The sequence below is a fragment of the Tsukamurella serpentis genome, from assembly GCF_054780975.1.
This window is the reverse complement of record NZ_BAAGVH010000009.1, coordinates 108,683-124,805: the sequence shown is the minus strand read 5'-3', so window position 1 is coordinate 124,805 and position 16,123 is coordinate 108,683. Positions and strand designations below refer to the sequence as shown.

14 protein-coding genes are annotated in these 16,123 nt (G+C 69.1%); 5 read left to right on the top strand and 9 right to left on the bottom strand.

Annotated elements, in window-relative coordinates:
- Positions 1 to 31: 31 nt before the first annotated feature.
- Positions 32 to 652 (bottom strand): DsbA family oxidoreductase, encoded by a 621-nt coding sequence (locus ACYVHG_RS15445; RefSeq protein ID WP_461168361.1) that lies wholly within the window; start codon positions 650 to 652, stop codon positions 32 to 34.
- Between the two features lie 218 nt (positions 653 to 870).
- On the opposite strand from ACYVHG_RS15445, the gene pepN reads away from it, so the two are divergent.
- Positions 871 to 3,438, top strand: a complete 2,568-nt coding sequence (pepN, locus tag ACYVHG_RS15440; protein WP_461168360.1) for an aminopeptidase N — start codon at positions 871 to 873, stop codon at positions 3,436 to 3,438.
- Between the two features lie 2 nt (positions 3,439 to 3,440).
- Positions 3,441 to 3,758 (top strand): YchJ family protein, encoded by a 318-nt coding sequence (locus ACYVHG_RS15435; RefSeq protein ID WP_461168359.1) that lies wholly within the window; start codon positions 3,441 to 3,443, stop codon positions 3,756 to 3,758.
- Positions 3,759 to 3,824: 66 nt separating this feature from the next.
- Here the strand turns inward: ACYVHG_RS15435 and ACYVHG_RS15430 are convergent, their stop codons facing one another.
- The 3 genes from ACYVHG_RS15430 to ACYVHG_RS15420 form a co-directional block, all read right to left on the bottom strand.
- Positions 3,825 to 4,307 (bottom strand): DUF5130 domain-containing protein, encoded by a 483-nt coding sequence (locus ACYVHG_RS15430; protein ID WP_461168358.1) that lies wholly within the window; start codon positions 4,305 to 4,307, stop codon positions 3,825 to 3,827.
- Positions 4,294 to 4,554 carry an aa3-type cytochrome oxidase subunit CtaJ gene (gene ctaJ / locus ACYVHG_RS15425; protein ID WP_461168357.1) on the bottom strand — a complete coding sequence of 87 codons (261 nt, stop codon included), beginning with the start codon at positions 4,552 to 4,554 and terminating at the stop codon, positions 4,294 to 4,296. Before ctaJ ends, ACYVHG_RS15430 begins: the two co-directional genes overlap by 14 nt.
- Before the next feature lie 67 nt (positions 4,555 to 4,621).
- Positions 4,622 to 5,212, bottom strand: a complete 591-nt coding sequence (locus ACYVHG_RS15420; RefSeq protein ID WP_461168356.1) for an HNH endonuclease — start codon at positions 5,210 to 5,212, stop codon at positions 4,622 to 4,624.
- 209 nt (positions 5,213 to 5,421) lie between these two features.
- Here ACYVHG_RS15420 and ACYVHG_RS15415 point away from each other — a divergent pair, with 209 nt between their 5' ends.
- Positions 5,422 to 5,826, top strand: coding sequence for a globin (locus ACYVHG_RS15415; protein WP_461168355.1), 405 nt, complete (start codon positions 5,422 to 5,424; stop codon positions 5,824 to 5,826).
- A 12-nt stretch (positions 5,827 to 5,838) separates the two neighbouring features.
- Positions 5,839 to 7,437 (top strand): glycoside hydrolase family 13 protein, encoded by a 1,599-nt coding sequence (locus tag ACYVHG_RS15410; protein ID WP_461168354.1) that lies wholly within the window; start codon positions 5,839 to 5,841, stop codon positions 7,435 to 7,437.
- An 8-nt stretch (positions 7,438 to 7,445) separates the two neighbouring features.
- On the opposite strand, the gene ACYVHG_RS15405 is transcribed toward ACYVHG_RS15410, so the two are convergent.
- Positions 7,446 to 7,931 carry a monooxygenase family protein gene (locus ACYVHG_RS15405; protein WP_461168353.1) on the bottom strand — a complete coding sequence of 162 codons (486 nt, stop codon included), beginning with the start codon at positions 7,929 to 7,931 and terminating at the stop codon, positions 7,446 to 7,448.
- On the opposite strand from ACYVHG_RS15405, the gene ACYVHG_RS15400 reads away from it, so the two are divergent.
- Entirely contained in the window at positions 7,870 to 8,718 is an 849-nt protein-coding gene (locus ACYVHG_RS15400) for a MerR family transcriptional regulator (RefSeq protein WP_461168352.1), read from the top strand. The two genes, ACYVHG_RS15405 and ACYVHG_RS15400, sit on opposite strands and share 62 nt — an antisense overlap.
- On the opposite strand, the gene ACYVHG_RS15395 is transcribed toward ACYVHG_RS15400, so the two are convergent.
- From ACYVHG_RS15395 to ettA, 4 genes are all read right to left on the bottom strand, one after another.
- Positions 8,679 to 9,326, bottom strand: coding sequence for a hypothetical protein (locus ACYVHG_RS15395; protein WP_461168351.1), 648 nt, complete (start codon positions 9,324 to 9,326; stop codon positions 8,679 to 8,681). The two genes, ACYVHG_RS15400 and ACYVHG_RS15395, sit on opposite strands and share 40 nt — an antisense overlap.
- Positions 9,323 to 9,796, bottom strand: a complete 474-nt coding sequence (locus tag ACYVHG_RS15390; RefSeq protein WP_461168350.1) for an acyl-CoA thioesterase — start codon at positions 9,794 to 9,796, stop codon at positions 9,323 to 9,325. The genes ACYVHG_RS15395 and ACYVHG_RS15390 overlap by 4 nt, the downstream gene beginning before the upstream one ends.
- Before the next feature lie 10 nt (positions 9,797 to 9,806).
- Positions 9,807 to 14,027, bottom strand: a complete 4,221-nt coding sequence (locus ACYVHG_RS15385; RefSeq protein ID WP_461168349.1) for an NAD-glutamate dehydrogenase — start codon at positions 14,025 to 14,027, stop codon at positions 9,807 to 9,809.
- Positions 14,028 to 14,281: 254 nt separating this feature from the next.
- Complete coding sequence (gene ettA / locus ACYVHG_RS15380) at positions 14,282 to 15,955, bottom strand: energy-dependent translational throttle protein EttA (RefSeq protein ID WP_461168348.1); 1,674 nt, start codon at positions 15,953 to 15,955, stop codon at positions 14,282 to 14,284.
- Between the last annotated feature and the right edge of the window lie 168 nt (positions 15,956 to 16,123).

The window sequence follows — 16,123 nt, the reverse complement described above, 5'->3', positions numbered from 1 at the left end:
CTGACGCCCGCCGTCCGGCGTCAGCCGACCGTCAGTCGAACTCGGGTTCCTCGGTGCGGGTGCGTTTGAGTTCGAAGAAGTGCTCGTACCCGGCCAGCAGTACCGCCCCGTCCCACACCTTTCCGGCGGCCTCGCCGCGTGGGATGCGCGAGAGCACCGGGCCGAAGAAGGCCACGCCGTTGATGTGAATCGTCGGCGTGCCCACATCGTCGCCCACTGCGTCCATCCCGTTGTGGTGGCTGACTCGCAGTGCAGCGTCGAAGGCGCCCCGCCCGGCGGCGTCCGCCAGGTCGGCCTCCAGGCCGGTCTCGGCGAGCGATTCGGCGATCACCGCGGTCAGGTCCTGATTCCGCCGGTTGTGGATCCGGGTACCCATCGCGGTGTACAGAGCCGGGAGCACTCCGTCGCCGTGCCGCTCGGCGGCTGCGATCAACACCCGCACCGGTCCCCATGCCCTGGTCATCAGCTCGGCGTACTTCTCCGGCAGGTCCCTGCCCTCGTTGAGTACGGCGAGGCTCATCACGTGGAAGCGGACCTCGATGTCGCGGACCTTCTCGACTTCGAGGATCCACCGCGAGGTGATCCAGCACCACGGACACACCGGGTCGAACCAGAACTCGACGAGATCCTTCGGCGCTGCACTGTCAGTCACTCCGGCTCCTGTTCTCAGTGATCGCTCTCCCCCGGGACCCGACGTGCGCCGCGCCCCCCTGATCGTGCACCCGCCGGCGCCGCGGCGCACGGGTATGGGCATCGGATCCGGTTCCCGCTCGGACACGACGGGGCGACGGGTGGCATTGTGGAATGCGTCGAACCAGCCGCAACCGGCCACCGTCGGGTGCGCCGTCGCCGAGCCCGAAGGAGCGTCCCTTGTCCGCGCCCAATCTCACCCAGGTCCAGGCCGCCGAGCGTGCCGGCATCGTCGACGTCTCTCGGTACGCGATCGACCTCGACCTGACCGACGGTGCGGATGCGCCCGGCGAGAAGACGTTCCGCTGCACCACGACCGTCGTCTTCACGGCCACCGAGGACGCGCAGACCTTCATCGATCTGATCGCCGAGGACGTCACCGCCACCCTCAACGGCAGCCCGGTGGACGTCTCCGGCTACACCGAGGAAGGCGGCCTCCGGTTGACCGGCCTGGCGGCCGAGAACGAGCTGGTGATCTCCGGCCGGTTCTCCTACTCCAACACCGGTGAGGGCCTGCACCGCTTCGTCGACCCGATCGACGGTGCGGTGTACCTGTACTCGCAGTTCGAGACGGCCGACGCCAAGCGCATGTTCGCCTGCTTCGACCAGCCGGATCTCAAGGCCGTGTTCGACGTGGCGGTGAGCGCACCGTCGGAGTGGACGGTGGTGACCGGCGGCGCCGAGGCGACCCGCGAGCCCCTTCCCACCGGCGCGCACCGCTGGACCTTCGTCACCACCGAGCCGATGTCGACGTACCTGGTGGCCCTGATCGCAGGACCGTACGCGAGCTGGTCCGATGCCTACACCGACGAATACGGCACGATCGATCTGCGGCTGTTCTGCCGGGCCAGCCTGGCCGAGTTCATGGACGCCGAGCGATTGTTCACCGAGACCAAGCAGGGTTTCGGCTTCTACCACCGCAACTTCGGCATCCCCTACGCCTTCGGCAAGTACGACCAGCTGTTCGTGCCCGAGTTCAACGCCGGCGCAATGGAGAACGCGGGTGCGGTCACCTTCCTGGAGGACTACGTCTTCCGGTCGAAGGTCACCCGGTACCTCTACGAGCGGCGCTGCGAGACGGTGCTGCACGAGATGGCGCACATGTGGTTCGGCGACCTGGTGACGATGCGCTGGTGGGACGATCTGTGGCTGAACGAGTCCTTCGCGACCTTCGCCTCGGTGCTCAGCCAGGCCGAGGCCACGGAGTACACCTCCGCCTGGACCACGTTCGCGAACGTGGAGAAGTCGTGGGCGTACCGGCAGGATCAGTTGCCCTCCACCCATCCTGTGGCCGCCGAGATCCCCGATCTGCAGGCCGTCGAGGTCAACTTCGACGGCATCACCTATGCCAAGGGAGCCTCTGTGCTCAAGCAGCTGGTGGCGTACGTGGGGCTCGAACCGTTCCTGGCCGGTCTGCGGGCGTACTTCGCCGAGCACAAGTTCGGCAACGCCACCTTCGACGATCTGCTGCGCGCACTGGAGGCCTCCTCGGGGCGCGACCTGTCCGGCTGGGGCGCGCAGTGGCTCAAGACCACCGGCATCAACATCCTGCGCCCGGACTTCGAGCTCGACGACGCCGGTCGCTTCACCCGGTTCTCCGTGGTCCAGGAGGGCGCTGAGCCGGGCGCCGGGGAACTGCGCACGCACCGCCTGGCGGTGGGTGTCTACTCCGACGAGGACGGCAGACTGGTGCGCTCGCACCGGGTCGAGCTCGATGTCGACGGCGCGCGCACCGAGGTTCCCGAGCTGGTGGGGGTGCATCGCGGAGAGCTGGTGCTGATCAACGACGATGACCTCACCTACTGCTCGGTGCGCCTGGACCCGCACTCCCTGCGGACCGTCACCGAGCGGATCGCCGACATCGCCGATTCGCTGCCGCGCACGCTCGGCTGGTCGGCCGCCTGGGAGATGACCCGTCAGGCCGAGATGCGCGCCCGCGACTTCGTGGAGCTGGTGCTCGGCGGTATCGGCGCGGAGACCGAGGTGGGCGTGGTGCAGCGGGTGCTGCTGCAGGCGCAGACGGCGGTCGAGTCGTACGCCGATCCCCAGTGGGCCGAGGCCGAGGGCCGGGCCCGATTCGCGGCCGGCCTGCTGCAGCTGGCACGGGACGCACAGGCCGGCTCCGACTTCCAGCTCGCGTTCGTCAACGCGCTGGCCGCGGCGGCGCTGGGGCCGTCGGAGGTGGAGGTCTTCACCGCGCTCCACAGCGGCGCTGAGCCGGCGTCGGTCGGCCTGGACGGTCTGACCGTCGACACCGATCTGCGGTGGCGCCTGGTGACGGCCCTGGCGCGGGCCGGTTCGGCCGGTAGCGCGGAGATCGAAGCGGAGGCGCTGCGCGACAGCACCGCGGCCGGTGAGCGCGCAGCGGCGACCGCTCTGGCAGCCCGCCCCGACGCGCAGGTCAAGGAGGACGCCTGGACCAAGGTCTTCGACGACGATTCGCTGTCGAACACCATGACCCGGGCCATCACCGCGGGGATCGGCGGACCGGGCCAGGGAGCATTGCTGGCACCGCTGACGCAGCGCTACTTCGACTCGATCGACGCGGTGTGGGCGCGCCGCTCCTCCGAGGTCGCTCAGACCGTGGTGGTGGGCCTGTACCCGGACTGGGACGTCTCCGACGATGCGGTGGCGGCCGCGGACGCCTGGCTGGCCGGTGAGCGGCCGTCGGCGCTGCGCCGACTGGTGCTCGAGGGTCGGGCGGGCGTCGTCCGGTCACTGGCGGCCCGCGCCTTCGACGCGAGCTGACCGTGGATCGAGAGCAGCCGCGCACCGCAGAGGCGCTGATGCGCTCGCGGTTCGCGGCCTTCCGCGACGGTGACCGGGACTGGCTGCTCGCGTCGTGGCACCCCGAAACCCGCCCCGCGGACCTGGTGATCGACGAGGGCGTCACCTGGCGTGGTCTGCAGATCGTGGACACCGTGGCCGGTACGGAGTCCGACGAGGCGGGGGTGGTGGAGTTCCGGGCGACCTTCGTCGCCGGCGGTGAGCACGGAGTGCTGCACGAGCGGTCCCGGTTCGTCCGGGAGGACGGCCGGTGGTTGTACGTCGACGGTGACTTTCCCTGACCGGGAACGACGAAGCTCCCCGGCCCGGGGTACCGGGCGCGGGGAGCTTCGTGTGGTGCGCTGAGGCTACGCCGTGGGCGGCTTGACCGCCGAGGACATCACACGCAGGGCGGCGATCAGTCCGTCGATCAGGTCACCGCGCTGGAACGGCGGGATGGCGGCGGTCACGCCGAGCTGCGCCACCTTGTCACCGAGGCGATCGGCGACGGCGCTGCCGGTGACCACCACGACGTCGCGGCTGTTCGGCGAGACCGCGATCAGTGCGCCGTGTGCAGGCTCGGGGGCCTGACGCAGCACCGCCTCCGCGGAGGCGAAGACGTCCTCGCCGAGGTCGCCGATGTACACCGAGAAGCGGGCGTTCGCATCGCGGGTGGCGCGGATCAGCGCCTCGTCGAGGCCGATCAGCTCCTCGCGAGTGAACGGGGGGTTGACCGGGCTGTCCGATGCCTGACGGGCCGCCGAAATGCGGCCGCTGGACGTGATGGCCGTTCCGATGGGCAGCTCGCCCGCGGGGACGGCGACCGTCCGTGCATGATCACCACTTGCCACTTGCGGCACCTCCGATCAGGTTCTCGTTCTCGTCGTCGTGGCCGTGGCCGGCGCCGTGCGGCGCGACCGGCGCCTCGTCGACCGCGCTGAACAGCATGGGCTCGCGAGTCCACGGATCACCGAGCTTGTATTCACCCGGCTGCTGGTACTTCTCGTTACGACCGGTGGCCATCGAGAAGATGCACAGGAGAACGACGACGATCGTCGCGATCACCGTGATCCCACCGACGATGTTGAGCACGCTCACTGCGGACCCCTTTCCTGCAGGTTCCAACCGCCCGCGGGGCAGTCGATCAGTCTCCGATCAACTTATCCTATGCCGCATCGGTGTCCAGATACCGACTCCACATCGGGTCGACCTCCTTGAGCGTGGACAGCAGCCGCCAGTGCCGGCCCCGCGGTGCCCGCAGTTCCGTGCGCAGCGTCCAACCGAGCTCGGAGAGCAGTCTGTCGGCCTTGCGGTGGTTGCACGAGGCGCAGCAGGCCACGCAGTTCTCCCAGCCGTGCGCGCCGCCGCGCGATCTGGGCTGCACGTGGTCGATGGTGTCGGCCTTGGCCCCGCAGTACCCGCAGCGGAAGCGGTCCCGGTGCATCAGCGCGGCGCGGGTCATCGGGACCTGGGCGCGGTAGGGAACCCGCACGTAGGTGCGCAGCCGGATCACCGAGGGCACAGACAGCGAACGGTCCGCTGAATGAACCAGCGGACCGTTCGGATCGTCGTGGACCACATCGGCCCTGTCCCTGAGCATGAGGACTATCGCCCTCCTCATCGAGATCGCGGTCAGCGGCTCGTAGGTGGCATTGAGCAGCAGCACCCGGCGCTTGCCCCAGGCCGAACCCGCAGTCCGGGAATCGTCGGCGAGCGCGGTCACCGCGGGAGCACCCGCGCCGTGCGTTCGCTTCATCGATTCTCCTCGCGCTCGTGCCGGCCCACCTCTCGGGGAGCGGGCCGGGCACTAGTAGTGCACCACGGACGTCGATGATCCGCACGGTGATTTCGGAGCATTTCCTGCGGCCAGTGGGCGGATATCGGGTGAACACGCGGTGACACGGGCCGCCGTGACCGGCCCGGGTGGCACCGTCGGCCCCGCTCGCGCGTGCAAGACTGGACGGTGTGAGCACGCCCGACACGCAGAGCTTCTACGACGCCGTCGGCGGCGCGGACACGTTCGCCGAGCTGATCCACCGCTTCTACCAGGAGGTGGCGCGGGACGAGCTGCTGCGCCCGCTGTACCCGGAAGCCGATCTCGGACCCGCGGAGGTACGCCTGCGGATGTTCTTCGAACAGTACTGGGGCGGCCCGCGCACCTACTCCGAGCAGCGCGGACACCCGCGCCTGCGGATGCGGCACGTGCCCTTCCGGATCACCGATCTCGAGCGTGACGCCTGGCTGCGCTGCATGGATGTGGCGATCGCCTCGATCGACGATGCGCGGATGAGCCCGGACCACAAGCAGCAACTGAGGGCTTACTGTGAGATGGCAGCGCAAATGCTGGTCAACACCCCGATGGGCGCATGAAACAGGAGTGAGATGACGCCACCGGTTCGCACCCCCCGCTCGTCCGATGCACCGTGGTGGAAGGACGCGATCTTCTACCAGGTCTATCCCCGATCGTTCTCCGATTCCAACGGCGACGGTGTGGGTGACCTGCGCGGAGTGATCGACCGGTTGGGCTATCTGGAACTCCTCGGTGTGGACGCCCTGTGGCTCTCGCCGGTGATGCGCTCACCGATGGCCGATCACGGCTACGACGTGAGCGATCCCCGCGACATCGATCCCCTGTTCGGGACCCTCGCGGACATGGACGAGCTGATCCGGGCCGCGCATGCGCACCGGATGCGGGTGACGATGGACCTGGTGCCCAATCACACCTCCGATCAGCACCCGTGGTTCCAGGCGGCGCTCGCCGCCGGGCCGGGCAGCGCGGAGCGGGCCCGGTACGTCTTCCGGGACGGGCGTGGACCGCGCGGCGATCAGCCGCCGAACAACTGGCCGAGCATCTTCGGCGGACCGGCCTGGCACCGGGTCACCGAGCCGGATGGGCGCCCCGGTCAGTGGTACCTGCACATCTTCGCACCGGAGCAGCCGGACCTGAACTGGGCGAATCCGGAGGTCTTCGAGGATCTGGCGGCCACGCTGCGATTCTGGCTCGAGCGTGGGGTCGACGGTTTCCGGATCGACGTGGCGCACGGGATGGCCAAGCCCGCGGGGCTGCCGGACATGGATCTGGTGAACAACCAGATCATGGACAACGATGAGAACGATCTGCGGTTCAACGATCCGGGCGTGCACGCGATCCACCGCCGTATCCGGCGGGTGATGGACGAGTTCCCGGGGCGGGTCACCGTCGGGGAGATCTGGGTCCGCGACAACGAGCGGTTCGCCGAGTACATCCGCCCGGATGAGCTGCACCTCGGTTTCAATTTCCGTCTCGCGGAAGCGGAATGGGATTCCCGGGAGATTCGCGGCGCGATCGAGAACTCCCTGATCGCGGTGGAGTCGGTGGGTGGCACGCCCACCTGGACGCTGTCCAACCACGACGTTCCCCGGGAGGTCACGCGGTACGGCGGGGGCGACCTCGGGGTGGCCCGGGCTCGGGCGATGATCCTGGTGGAGCTGGCGCTCCCGGGCACCGTCTTCCTGTACAACGGTTCCGAACTCGGCCTGCCGAACGTGGACCTGCCCGACGATGCGCTACAGGACCCCACCTGGGAACGGTCCGGGCACACCGAACGCGGACGTGACGGTTGCCGGGTACCCCTGCCCTGGCAGGGATCGGAACCGCCGTACGGCTTCTCGACCGATCCGGACACCTGGCTTCCGATGCCGCAGGGCTGGCAGGACCTGACCGCCGAATCCGAGCTGGAGGATCTGCGGTCGACGCTCACGCTCTACCGCACGGCCATCGAGTTGCGCCGGATGCGACCGGAGTTCGCAGGAGACTCGATCGAGTGGTTCGGTGCACCACGGCCGGGCGTGATGGCCTTCCGCCGGGTGGGCGGCCGGTTGGTCTGCGTCCTGAACGCCTCGGATCGGCCGGTCGAACTGCCCGCCGGCGAGGTGATCCTCGCCAGCGCGAAGCTCGACGGTGCGCTGCTCCCACCGAACGCGGCCTGCTGGCTGGCCTGACCGGCCGCTCAGGCGCCGAGACGTTCCCGCGAACTGACACCGCGGCCGCCGATCGGCTGCGTCCCGACCGCGGACCCGAGCCCCACCGGGGCCGGCAGATCGGCGTAGATGGATTCGTGGGCGCCGGCTGACACCCGGTAGGTCTCGTGCCAGAGCCCGACGCGGGACCGACCGGCGGCATGGGTGATCGAATAGAACCGGAGCCATGCCGGACGGTGCCGCAGATCGGTTGCGTGTGAGTAGCTTTCGAGATCGTCGTAGCTGCGCCAGTACTGCACCAGCATGGGGCCGCGCGGAGTGAGGGCGTTGAACCCGCCCAGGTACCCGAGGGCCGCGCCACGCCGGCGGTCGCGCTCGAGTTCGCGGCGCATGCCCAGGAGTGCGCGGCCGACGAAGATCGACTGATCGAGCCGCCAGGTCCGTCGGGGACTCATGCCGAGGAGGAAGACGACCATCTCGCCGTCGTGGGTATCGGTTCGCTTGTCGTGCTGCATGACAACTCCCACCGGGAAGGATTGGATAGTTCCACTCCCCATATTGGAGAGTGAACCTATCCTATGTCAAGATCGAACAATGAGATTGTCGGAGTTGTCCGAGCAGACCTCGGTGAGCACTGCCTCCCTCAAGTACTACCTCCGGGAGCAACTGCTGGCCCCGGGCGAGCCGGTCACCCGCACTCAGTCCGAGTACAGCGAGCACCATGTCGAGCGTGTCCGCCTGATCCGGTCCCTGGTGGAGTACGGCGGCCTCTCGCTGGCGCAGGTGCGACGCGTGATCGAGGCCCTCGACAGCCCCACCGTTCCCCGGCACGACCTGCTGGGAACCGCCCAGCGCACCCTGATCGGCGACGCCGCCGCGCGCGCCGAGGCCGACGCCGACCCGGACTGGACCGCCCTCGCCGCCGAGTTCATCGCCGAGCGGCACTGGCGCGTGGAAGCCGACGACCCCCTGGTGACGATCCTCGGCGGCCAGCTCAAAGCACTGGTCCTCGCCTCCCCCGACACCGGGGATCGGTCCACCCTGGACCGCTGGGCGGACGCCGCCGAGCTGGTCGCCGATGCGGACCTCGACACCATCACCGACGACGATTCGGCGAGTCTGCGCACCGCGATCGTCGGGCTGGTGCTCTCGGACCGGGTACTGGGAACGCTCCGCAAACTGGCTCAGCAGGACCGCAGCGCGCGCCGGTTCACCGGCGCGATCGACGGCACCGGAGTCGAGACGGGCAAGGCCCCTGGCGATCAGACCGACAGCGACAATCCCGACGACTCCCGGCGCTGATACAACGATCCGTACCGCGCGTCGACCCGCACCCAGGTGGCCGATGCCGAGACCCGCACCGGCTCGTCGTCGCCGTCCCCGGCGAAACCCATCGCCTCCAGGGCGAACGCGGTGCGCAGGCTCACCGGCACCGTCTCGTCCCCTGCGCTCACGCTCACCACTTCCGAGTCAAGCAGCGACTGCGGTGGTCCGGCCGGCCCTCCGGTCTCCCGCCCCACCTGCACTCCCCGTTCGGCGACCGAGCGCAGCGCGCGGGCGGGAACGTCGTCGATGTGCGCGAAACCGGTCACCGCCGGTAGCGCTCCTCGCCAGGCCGAATCGAGCGAGAAGCCCACGTCCACGTAGCCGGACTCGTCCGCCGGATCGGTGCGCACGCCATCGAGCACCGTCGATGCGCTGCACACCAGGGATTCGGGGGAGACGGTTCCGGTGAGCACCCGTACCGCGAGCACGCCGAATCCGGTCCGCCCCCATACCTCCACCCGATCGGCGTCGCGACGGCGCACCCGGATCACCGCGGAGTCGTCGGTGCGCAGCAGCCGCGTGACGAAAGCGCCGAGATCGGCCCGGTGCGCTGCGCCCGCGACGGTCAGGCGGCGCTCGCTCATCGGGAGAAGGACTTCACGTAGTCGCGCTGCTCCCCCGTCAACCGCCGCACCCGCTGCTCCTCGACGTCGAAGGCCGCGAGCCGGACCTGGGCGGTGACGGCGGCCGGGGAATCCGGTGCCGATCCGGCGGCCCGGACCTCGTGGTGCACCACGAAGTCGGCGGCGCGCACCGCGGAGGTCCACAGGGTGATCTGCAACGGGGAGTCCTGGTGCCGCAGTTGTCCGCGGTAGTCCACCTCCAGCCGGGCCAGCAGCAGGCCGTCGAGCAGATCCCTCGTGGGTGCGTCCGGCGCGAACAGCAACGGCACCCGCGCCTCCTCCAGCAGCGTCACCATGCGTGCGTTGTTGATGTGCTGGTAGACGTCCATATCGGACCATCGGACGTCCACCGGCACGGTCAGGGTGGCACCGTCGTCGCCGACGGTGCGCACACCCGTGACGCCGGCCGCGGTGAAGCTGTAGTCGGTCACCCGACCAACGTTAGCCGACGTGCCTCAGCAGGGACCGCAGCGATCGCGTGGCCACCGACAGCCGCGACTCGTCGTTGGCCACCGCCGTGCCGGCGTCGGCGGGGTCGAGGATCTCCCCGAGCAGCGCCCCGACCCGTTCCAACCGCCGCGCATGGTGCGAGGCCCAGTCACCGATCTTCTGCTCCGCCGGCTCGGCCGGGTCGGTGAAGTTGAGCACCTCGACGGTGAGCGCCCGCAGCACGCCGTACAGGTCATCGCGCAGCGCCAGGCGAGCCATCCCACTCCAGCGGTCGCCGCGCGGAAGATCAGCGACCGCACCGAGCATCCGGTCGATCCGCAGATGCTGCATGAGCGCGAAGTACAGGCGGCCCACCTCGTCGTCCTCGCGGTCGGTGATGTCGGCGATGTCCACCACGTCGAGCAGGCTGAACCGGTACAGCGCGCGGGAGACGGCGGTGGCGATCGCATCGGAGACCCCGGCGGCCCGTGCACGCTCGGCGGCGGCGTCGGCCTGGTCGTCGTAGCGGATGCCCCAGTCGTCCATCGCCGCCGTCATCGCCGCGATCCGCTCGGCGTACCGGTTCACCTCGGCTCCGATCGCGATCGGCTGCGGTCGGTTGGTGAGCATCCACCGGGTGCCGCGGTCGAGCAGGCGGCGGCTCTCGGCGAGTAGCGCACCGGTCTCCGCGGCGGAGACCGGCTGGTTCCGAATGTTCCGCCAGGTGGCTTCCAACCCGAAGACGCGAGTCACGGCCACGAATGCCCGGACCGCTTCGGCGGCACCGGCTCCGGTCTCCTCCGCGAGCCGGAACACGAAGCTCACCCCGGCGTTGTCGACGAGCTCGTTGACCACCTGGGTGGCCACGATCTCCCGGCGCAGCGGATGCGCGCCGATGGCGTCCCCGGCCCGCTCGCGCAACTGGTCCGGGAAGTACTCGGGCAACCGTGCCGTGAGCACCTCGTTGTCGGGCAGGTCGCTGGCCAGGACGTCCTGCTTCGCCGCGAGCTTGACGTGCGCCATCAGGTTCGCCAGCTCCGGGGAACTCAGTCCCTGGCCCGCGGCGCGCAACCTGTCGATCTCCTTCGAAGTGGGCAGCGCCTCCAGGCGCAGGTCGACACCCCGGTTACGGGAGAGGTCCGCGAGCACCCGGGCGTGCACCCCGAGTGACTTCGCCGCGGTCGAGCGTTCGACGGACAGTGCCGTGTTCTGGGAGATGTTGTCGTCGAGCACCAGCCGGGAGACGTCGTCGGTCATCGACACCAGCAGGTCGTGGCGCTCGCCGGGGTCGATGGCGCCGGCCGCGATCTGCCGGTCGAGGAGGATCTTGATGTTCACCTCGTGGTCGGAGCAGTCCACACCGGCGGAGTTGTCCATCGCGTCGGTGTTGATCCGTCCGCCGCTCCGGTCGAACTCGATCCGCCCGCGCGGGGTGACTCCGAGGTTCCCGCCCTCACCGATCACCTTGGCGCGCACTTGGTTACCGTCGACCCGGATGGCGTCGTTGGCGCGGTCTCCGACATCGAGGTTGGTCTCCGTCGAGGCCTTGACGTAGGTGCCGATGCCTCCGTTCCACAGCAGGTCCACCGGCGCCAGCAGGATCGCCTGCATGAGCTCGGGCGGGGTCATCTCGGTGACGTCGTCGGCCAGGCCGAGCGCCCGACGCACCTGCTCACTGATCGGCACGGACTTCTGATCGCGACTGAAGACGCCGCCACCGGCGCTGATCGCGGCACCGTCGTAGTCCTTCCAGGACGAGCGCGGCAGCTCGAACAGTCGTTGCCGCTCAGCGAATCCGGTGGCGGCGTCGGGATCCGGGTCCAGGAAGATGTCGCGGTGGTCGAACGCGGCGACCAACCGGATGTGCTCGGAGAGCAGCATTCCGTTGCCGAAGACGTCGCCGCTCATATCGCCCACCCCGACCGTGGTGAAGTCCTCGGTCTGGGTGTCCACGCCCATCTCCCGGAAGTGCATCTTCACCGATTCCCAGGCCCCCCGAGCGGTGATGCCCATGGCCTTGTGGTCGTATCCCTCGGAGCCGCCCGAGGCGAAGGCGTCACCGAGCCAGAAACCGTATCCGGCGGCGACCTCGTTGGCGATGTCGGAGAACGAGGCGGTGCCCTTGTCGGCGGCCACCACGAGGTAGGTGTCGTCGGCGTCGCGCCGCACCACCCGTTCGGGCGGGAGTACCGCACCGTCGGGCCCGAGGTTGTCGGTCACATCCAGCAGGCCGGCGATGAACATGCGGTAGCAGGCCACCCCCTCGGCGCGCTGCGCGTCGCGGTCGGTCGCCGGGTCTCCGGTCGGCCGCGGTGGCTGCTTGACCACGAAGCCGCCCTTGGCACCCACCGGGACGATCACCGCGTTCTTGACCGCCTGCGCCTTCACCAGCCCCAGGATCTCGGTGCGGAAGTCCTCTCGGCGATCGGACCAGCGCAGTCCACCGCGCGCGACCATGCCGAAGCGCAGGTGCACCCCCTCCACCCGGGGCGAGTAGACGAAGATCTCGAACCGCGGACGCGGCTTGGGCGCCTCCGGAATGCGGCCCGGCTCCAGCTTGAGCGAGATCACCGGCTTGTCGGCGTAGAAGTTGGTGCGCACGGTCGCCTGCACCACGTGCAGATAGGCGCGCAGGATCCGATCCGCGTCGAGGCTGGCGACGGCGGCCAGCGCCGTCTCCACCTCGGCCTGCGCCTGGCGCGCGGCGTCGGCGTCGGCGCGGACCGGATCGAACGAGGCGGTCCACAACCGGTGCAGCGCGAGCACCGCGTCCCGGTGTTCGAGCAACACCTGCGCCACGTGGCCGGGGGTATAGGGGAAACCGCATTGCCGCAGGTAGTGGCCGATCGCCCGGAGCAGGGCCGTACGCCGCCAGTCCAGACCGAAGGCCAGGATCAGTTCGTTGAACCGATCGACTTCGGCATCGCCGCGCCAGACCGCGGAGACGCCGTCACCGGCCAGGGTGCGCAGCGCCGCCAGATGTGCGGGAACATCGGTCTCCGCGACTCCCTCGGTGGCGGTGGCGTGCAGGGCGGGTGGCACCCGCAGCCCGAAGTCGTACACCGAGCAGAGCACACCGTCGGGCCGGCGGACGGTGAAGGGCCGCTCGTCGAGCACGTCCACGCCCAGCGACTGCAGCACCGGCAGCACCTGCGAGAGCGTGACCTGCCCTCCGGTGACGTACATGGTGAAGCCGAGGTCGGCGGCTGCGGGCTGGGGCGGGTCGTAGAAGGCGAGTTCGGTGCCCTCGGCGGGCAGCTCCGCGATACGCGCGATATCGGCGAGCGCAGCCGCGGGAGTCTGGTCCTCCTTGTAGGTCGGCGAGATCCCGGGCAGGTACTGGGCGACGGTGCCGGGGTCGATCCCGGAGGCCGACGCGGCCGAGAGCACGTCCTCGTCCCAGGTGCGGCTGGCGTCGCCGAGCCGGCCCCTGATGCGCGCCTCGTCGGCGGCCTCGAACGCGGGGACGGGGGCATCGCCCTGCGGGAGCAGCACGAACTGGATACGCGCGATCGCCGATTCGGTGACGCGCGCGGTGAACCGGTCCACCCGCATACCGGTCTCCTGCTCCAGCACGTCGATCAGGACGCCGCGAGCACGGGAGGTGTAGCGGTCGCGGGGCAGGTACACCAGCGCCCACGCGAACCGGGCCAGTCGGTCGGCGCGCAGGAACAGCGCGAGGTCACCGTCGCCGAGGTCGCGGAGCCCGCCGAAGACCCGAGCCAGTTCGTCCTCCTCGGCCACCACCAGCCGCAGTCGCGGGTACGTCTGGATGTACTCCATCAGCCGCTGGTTCTTCGGATCGGCGCGGTCCACGCCGATCCGGGCCAGCACCCGTTCGATCTTGGCGCCCACCATGGGAATACCGAAGACGTTGTGGTGCAGGCCCAGCACTGTCAACGCCATGGCGAAGACCTCCACCGGTCCGCCGTCCTGCGGAGCGGCGGCGAGCAGGAACGGTGAGCCGGCGGCGTCGCCGAGCGGTCGTGCCAGTTCCACCACACTGATCGCGCCCGGCTCCGGAGCGGTCATGGAGTCGATCACCGCGCGCACCTGATCCCCCGGGTCGGCGAGCGCACCGGTCCCCGTTCCGTTCGACCACTCGCCGAGGACCCGGGCGTTGTCCTGCGCGAGCCACGTCATCAGGTCCGACGGTGACCGACCGGGCGGTTGTGCCGCGACGGTCGCGGCGATACGGGTGAAGACGGACGGATCGATCGCGGACTGCGCCACGGACGTGAACCTCCTGCAGGTACCGGAAACAGGCACGCCAAATGCGGAGTCAGCACGCGGCGCCGTTGCCAAGGTGTGACGGAGCCGGGTGAGCTCCATCGCCCACCCTACGGCCGATATGTCGGCTACGGGCCAGTAATGAACCAGGGCTGGGCTCCGACCTGCGTCGGAGCCCAGCCCTGTTCATCGTTGTGCAGTTCATCGGCGCGCTTCAGCGATCACGCACGCCGTTGCGCCGCCGATCAGTCAGTCGATCAGTCGCGGGTCAGCTTGCGGTGGGTGACCGCGTGCGGGCGGGCGGCCTCGGCGCCCAGTCGCTCGATCTTGTTCGCCTCGTAGGCCTCGAAGTTGCCCTCGAACCAGAACCACTGCCCCTCCTCCACGTTGCCCTCCCAGGCCAGGATGTGGGTACAGGTGCGGTCCAGGAACCACCGGTCGTGGGAGATCACCACGGCGCAACCGGGGAACTGCTGCAATGCGTTCTCCAGGCTGGAGAGGGTCTCCACGTCCAGATCGTTGGTCGGCTCGTCGAGCAGGATCAGGTTGCCGCCCTCCTTGAGGGTCAGCGCCAGGTTCAACCGGTTGCGCTCACCACCGGAGAGCACCTCGGAGGGCTTCTGCTGGTCCGGCCCCTTGAACCCGAACGCGCTGACGTAGGCGCGGGCGGGCATCTCGTTCTGCCCGACGGTGATGTAGTCGAGCCCGTCCGAGACCACCTGGAAGACGGTCTTCTTCGGATCGATGTTGGCGCGGTTCTGGTCGACGTAGCTGAGCTTGACCGTCTCGCCCACCTTCACGTCGCCGGAATCCGGGTTCTCCAGCCCCACGATGGTCTTGAACAGCGTGGTCTTACCCACACCGTTCGGGCCGATGACACCGACGATGCCGTTGCGCGGCAGGGTGAAGCTCAGGCCCTTGATCAGCACCCGGCCGTCGAAGCCCTTGTCCAGGTCGGAGACCTCCACCACCACGTTGCCCAGACGGGGCGGGGTGGGGATCTGGATCTCCTCGAAGTCGAGCTTGCGGTGCTTCTCGGCTTCGGTCGCCATCTCCTCGTAGCGCTCGAGACGGGCCTTGTTCTTGGTCTGCCGGGCCTTGGCTCCGGAACGGACCCAGGCGAGTTCCTCCTTGAGCCGCTTCTGCAGCTTCTGGTCCTTCTTGCCCTGGACCTCCAGGCGCTCGGCCTTCTTCTCCAGGTAGGTCGAGTAGTTGCCCTCGTACGGGTGCAGCTTGCCGCGGTCGACCTCACAGATCCACTGCGCGACGTGATCGAGGAAGTACCGGTCGTGGGTCACCGCCAGGACGGCGCCCGGGTAGCCGGCCAGGTGCTGCTCGAGCCACAGCACCGACTCGGCGTCCAGGTGGTTGGTGGGCTCGTCGAGCAGGAGCAGGTCCGGCTTGCTCAGCAGCAGCTTGCACAGTGCGACGCGGCGCTTCTCACCGCCGGAGAGGTTGACCACCGGCGAATCGCCCGGCGGGCAGCGCAGTGCGTCCATGGCCTGCTCGATCTGCGAGTCCACGTCCCAGGCGTCGACGGCGTCGAGCTGCTCCTGCAGCTTGCCCATCTCCTCCATCAGCTCGTCGCTGTAGTCGGTGGCCATCAGCTCGGCGACCTCGTTGTAGCGGCGCAGGTTGACCATCGTCTCGCCGAGACCGTCCTCGACGTTCTCCTTGACCGTCTTGGTCTCGTCGAGCTGCGGCTCCTGCATCAGGATCCCGACGGTGGCCTCCGGATCCAGGAACGCCTCACCGTTGCTCGGCTGGTCGAGCCCGGCCATGATCTTGAGGATCGACGACTTACCCGCACCGTTGGGTCCGACCACACCGATCTTCGCGCCCGGGTAGAACGACATCGTCACGTCGTCGAGAATGACCTTGTCGCCGTGCGCCTTGCGCACCTTCTTCATCGTGTAAATGAACTCAGCCACGACTTACCACCTCTGACCTCGCTGTATCAAAATCTCCGCAGGTCGCGCTAGCAATCGGTTGCTATTCGGGCAGACGGGCCCTAGCCGCCGACCTCGGAGTGTCCTCGTGAAGCCTACCCAACCTGCACCGGGCCAGTTCCTCGGCGCTCGTCCTTGCACGGGCGTCCT

What these genes read in the sequence shown, in the direction of transcription:
- ACYVHG_RS15395 (WP_461168351.1), bottom strand. Translation starts at nt 9,326, where the DNA reads ATGAGCGAGCGCCGCCTGACCGTCGCGGGCGCAGCGCACCGGGCCGAT.
- ACYVHG_RS15410 (WP_461168354.1), top strand. Translation starts at nt 5,839, where the DNA reads ATGACGCCACCGGTTCGCACCCCCCGCTCGTCCGATGCACCGTGGTGG.
- ACYVHG_RS15420 (WP_461168356.1), bottom strand. Translation starts at nt 5,212, where the DNA reads ATGAAGCGAACGCACGGCGCGGGTGCTCCCGCGGTGACCGCGCTCGCC.
- ACYVHG_RS15400 (WP_461168352.1), top strand. Translation starts at nt 7,870, where the DNA reads ATGCCGAGGAGGAAGACGACCATCTCGCCGTCGTGGGTATCGGTTCGC.
- ACYVHG_RS15405 (WP_461168353.1), bottom strand. Translation starts at nt 7,931, where the DNA reads ATGCAGCACGACAAGCGAACCGATACCCACGACGGCGAGATGGTCGTC.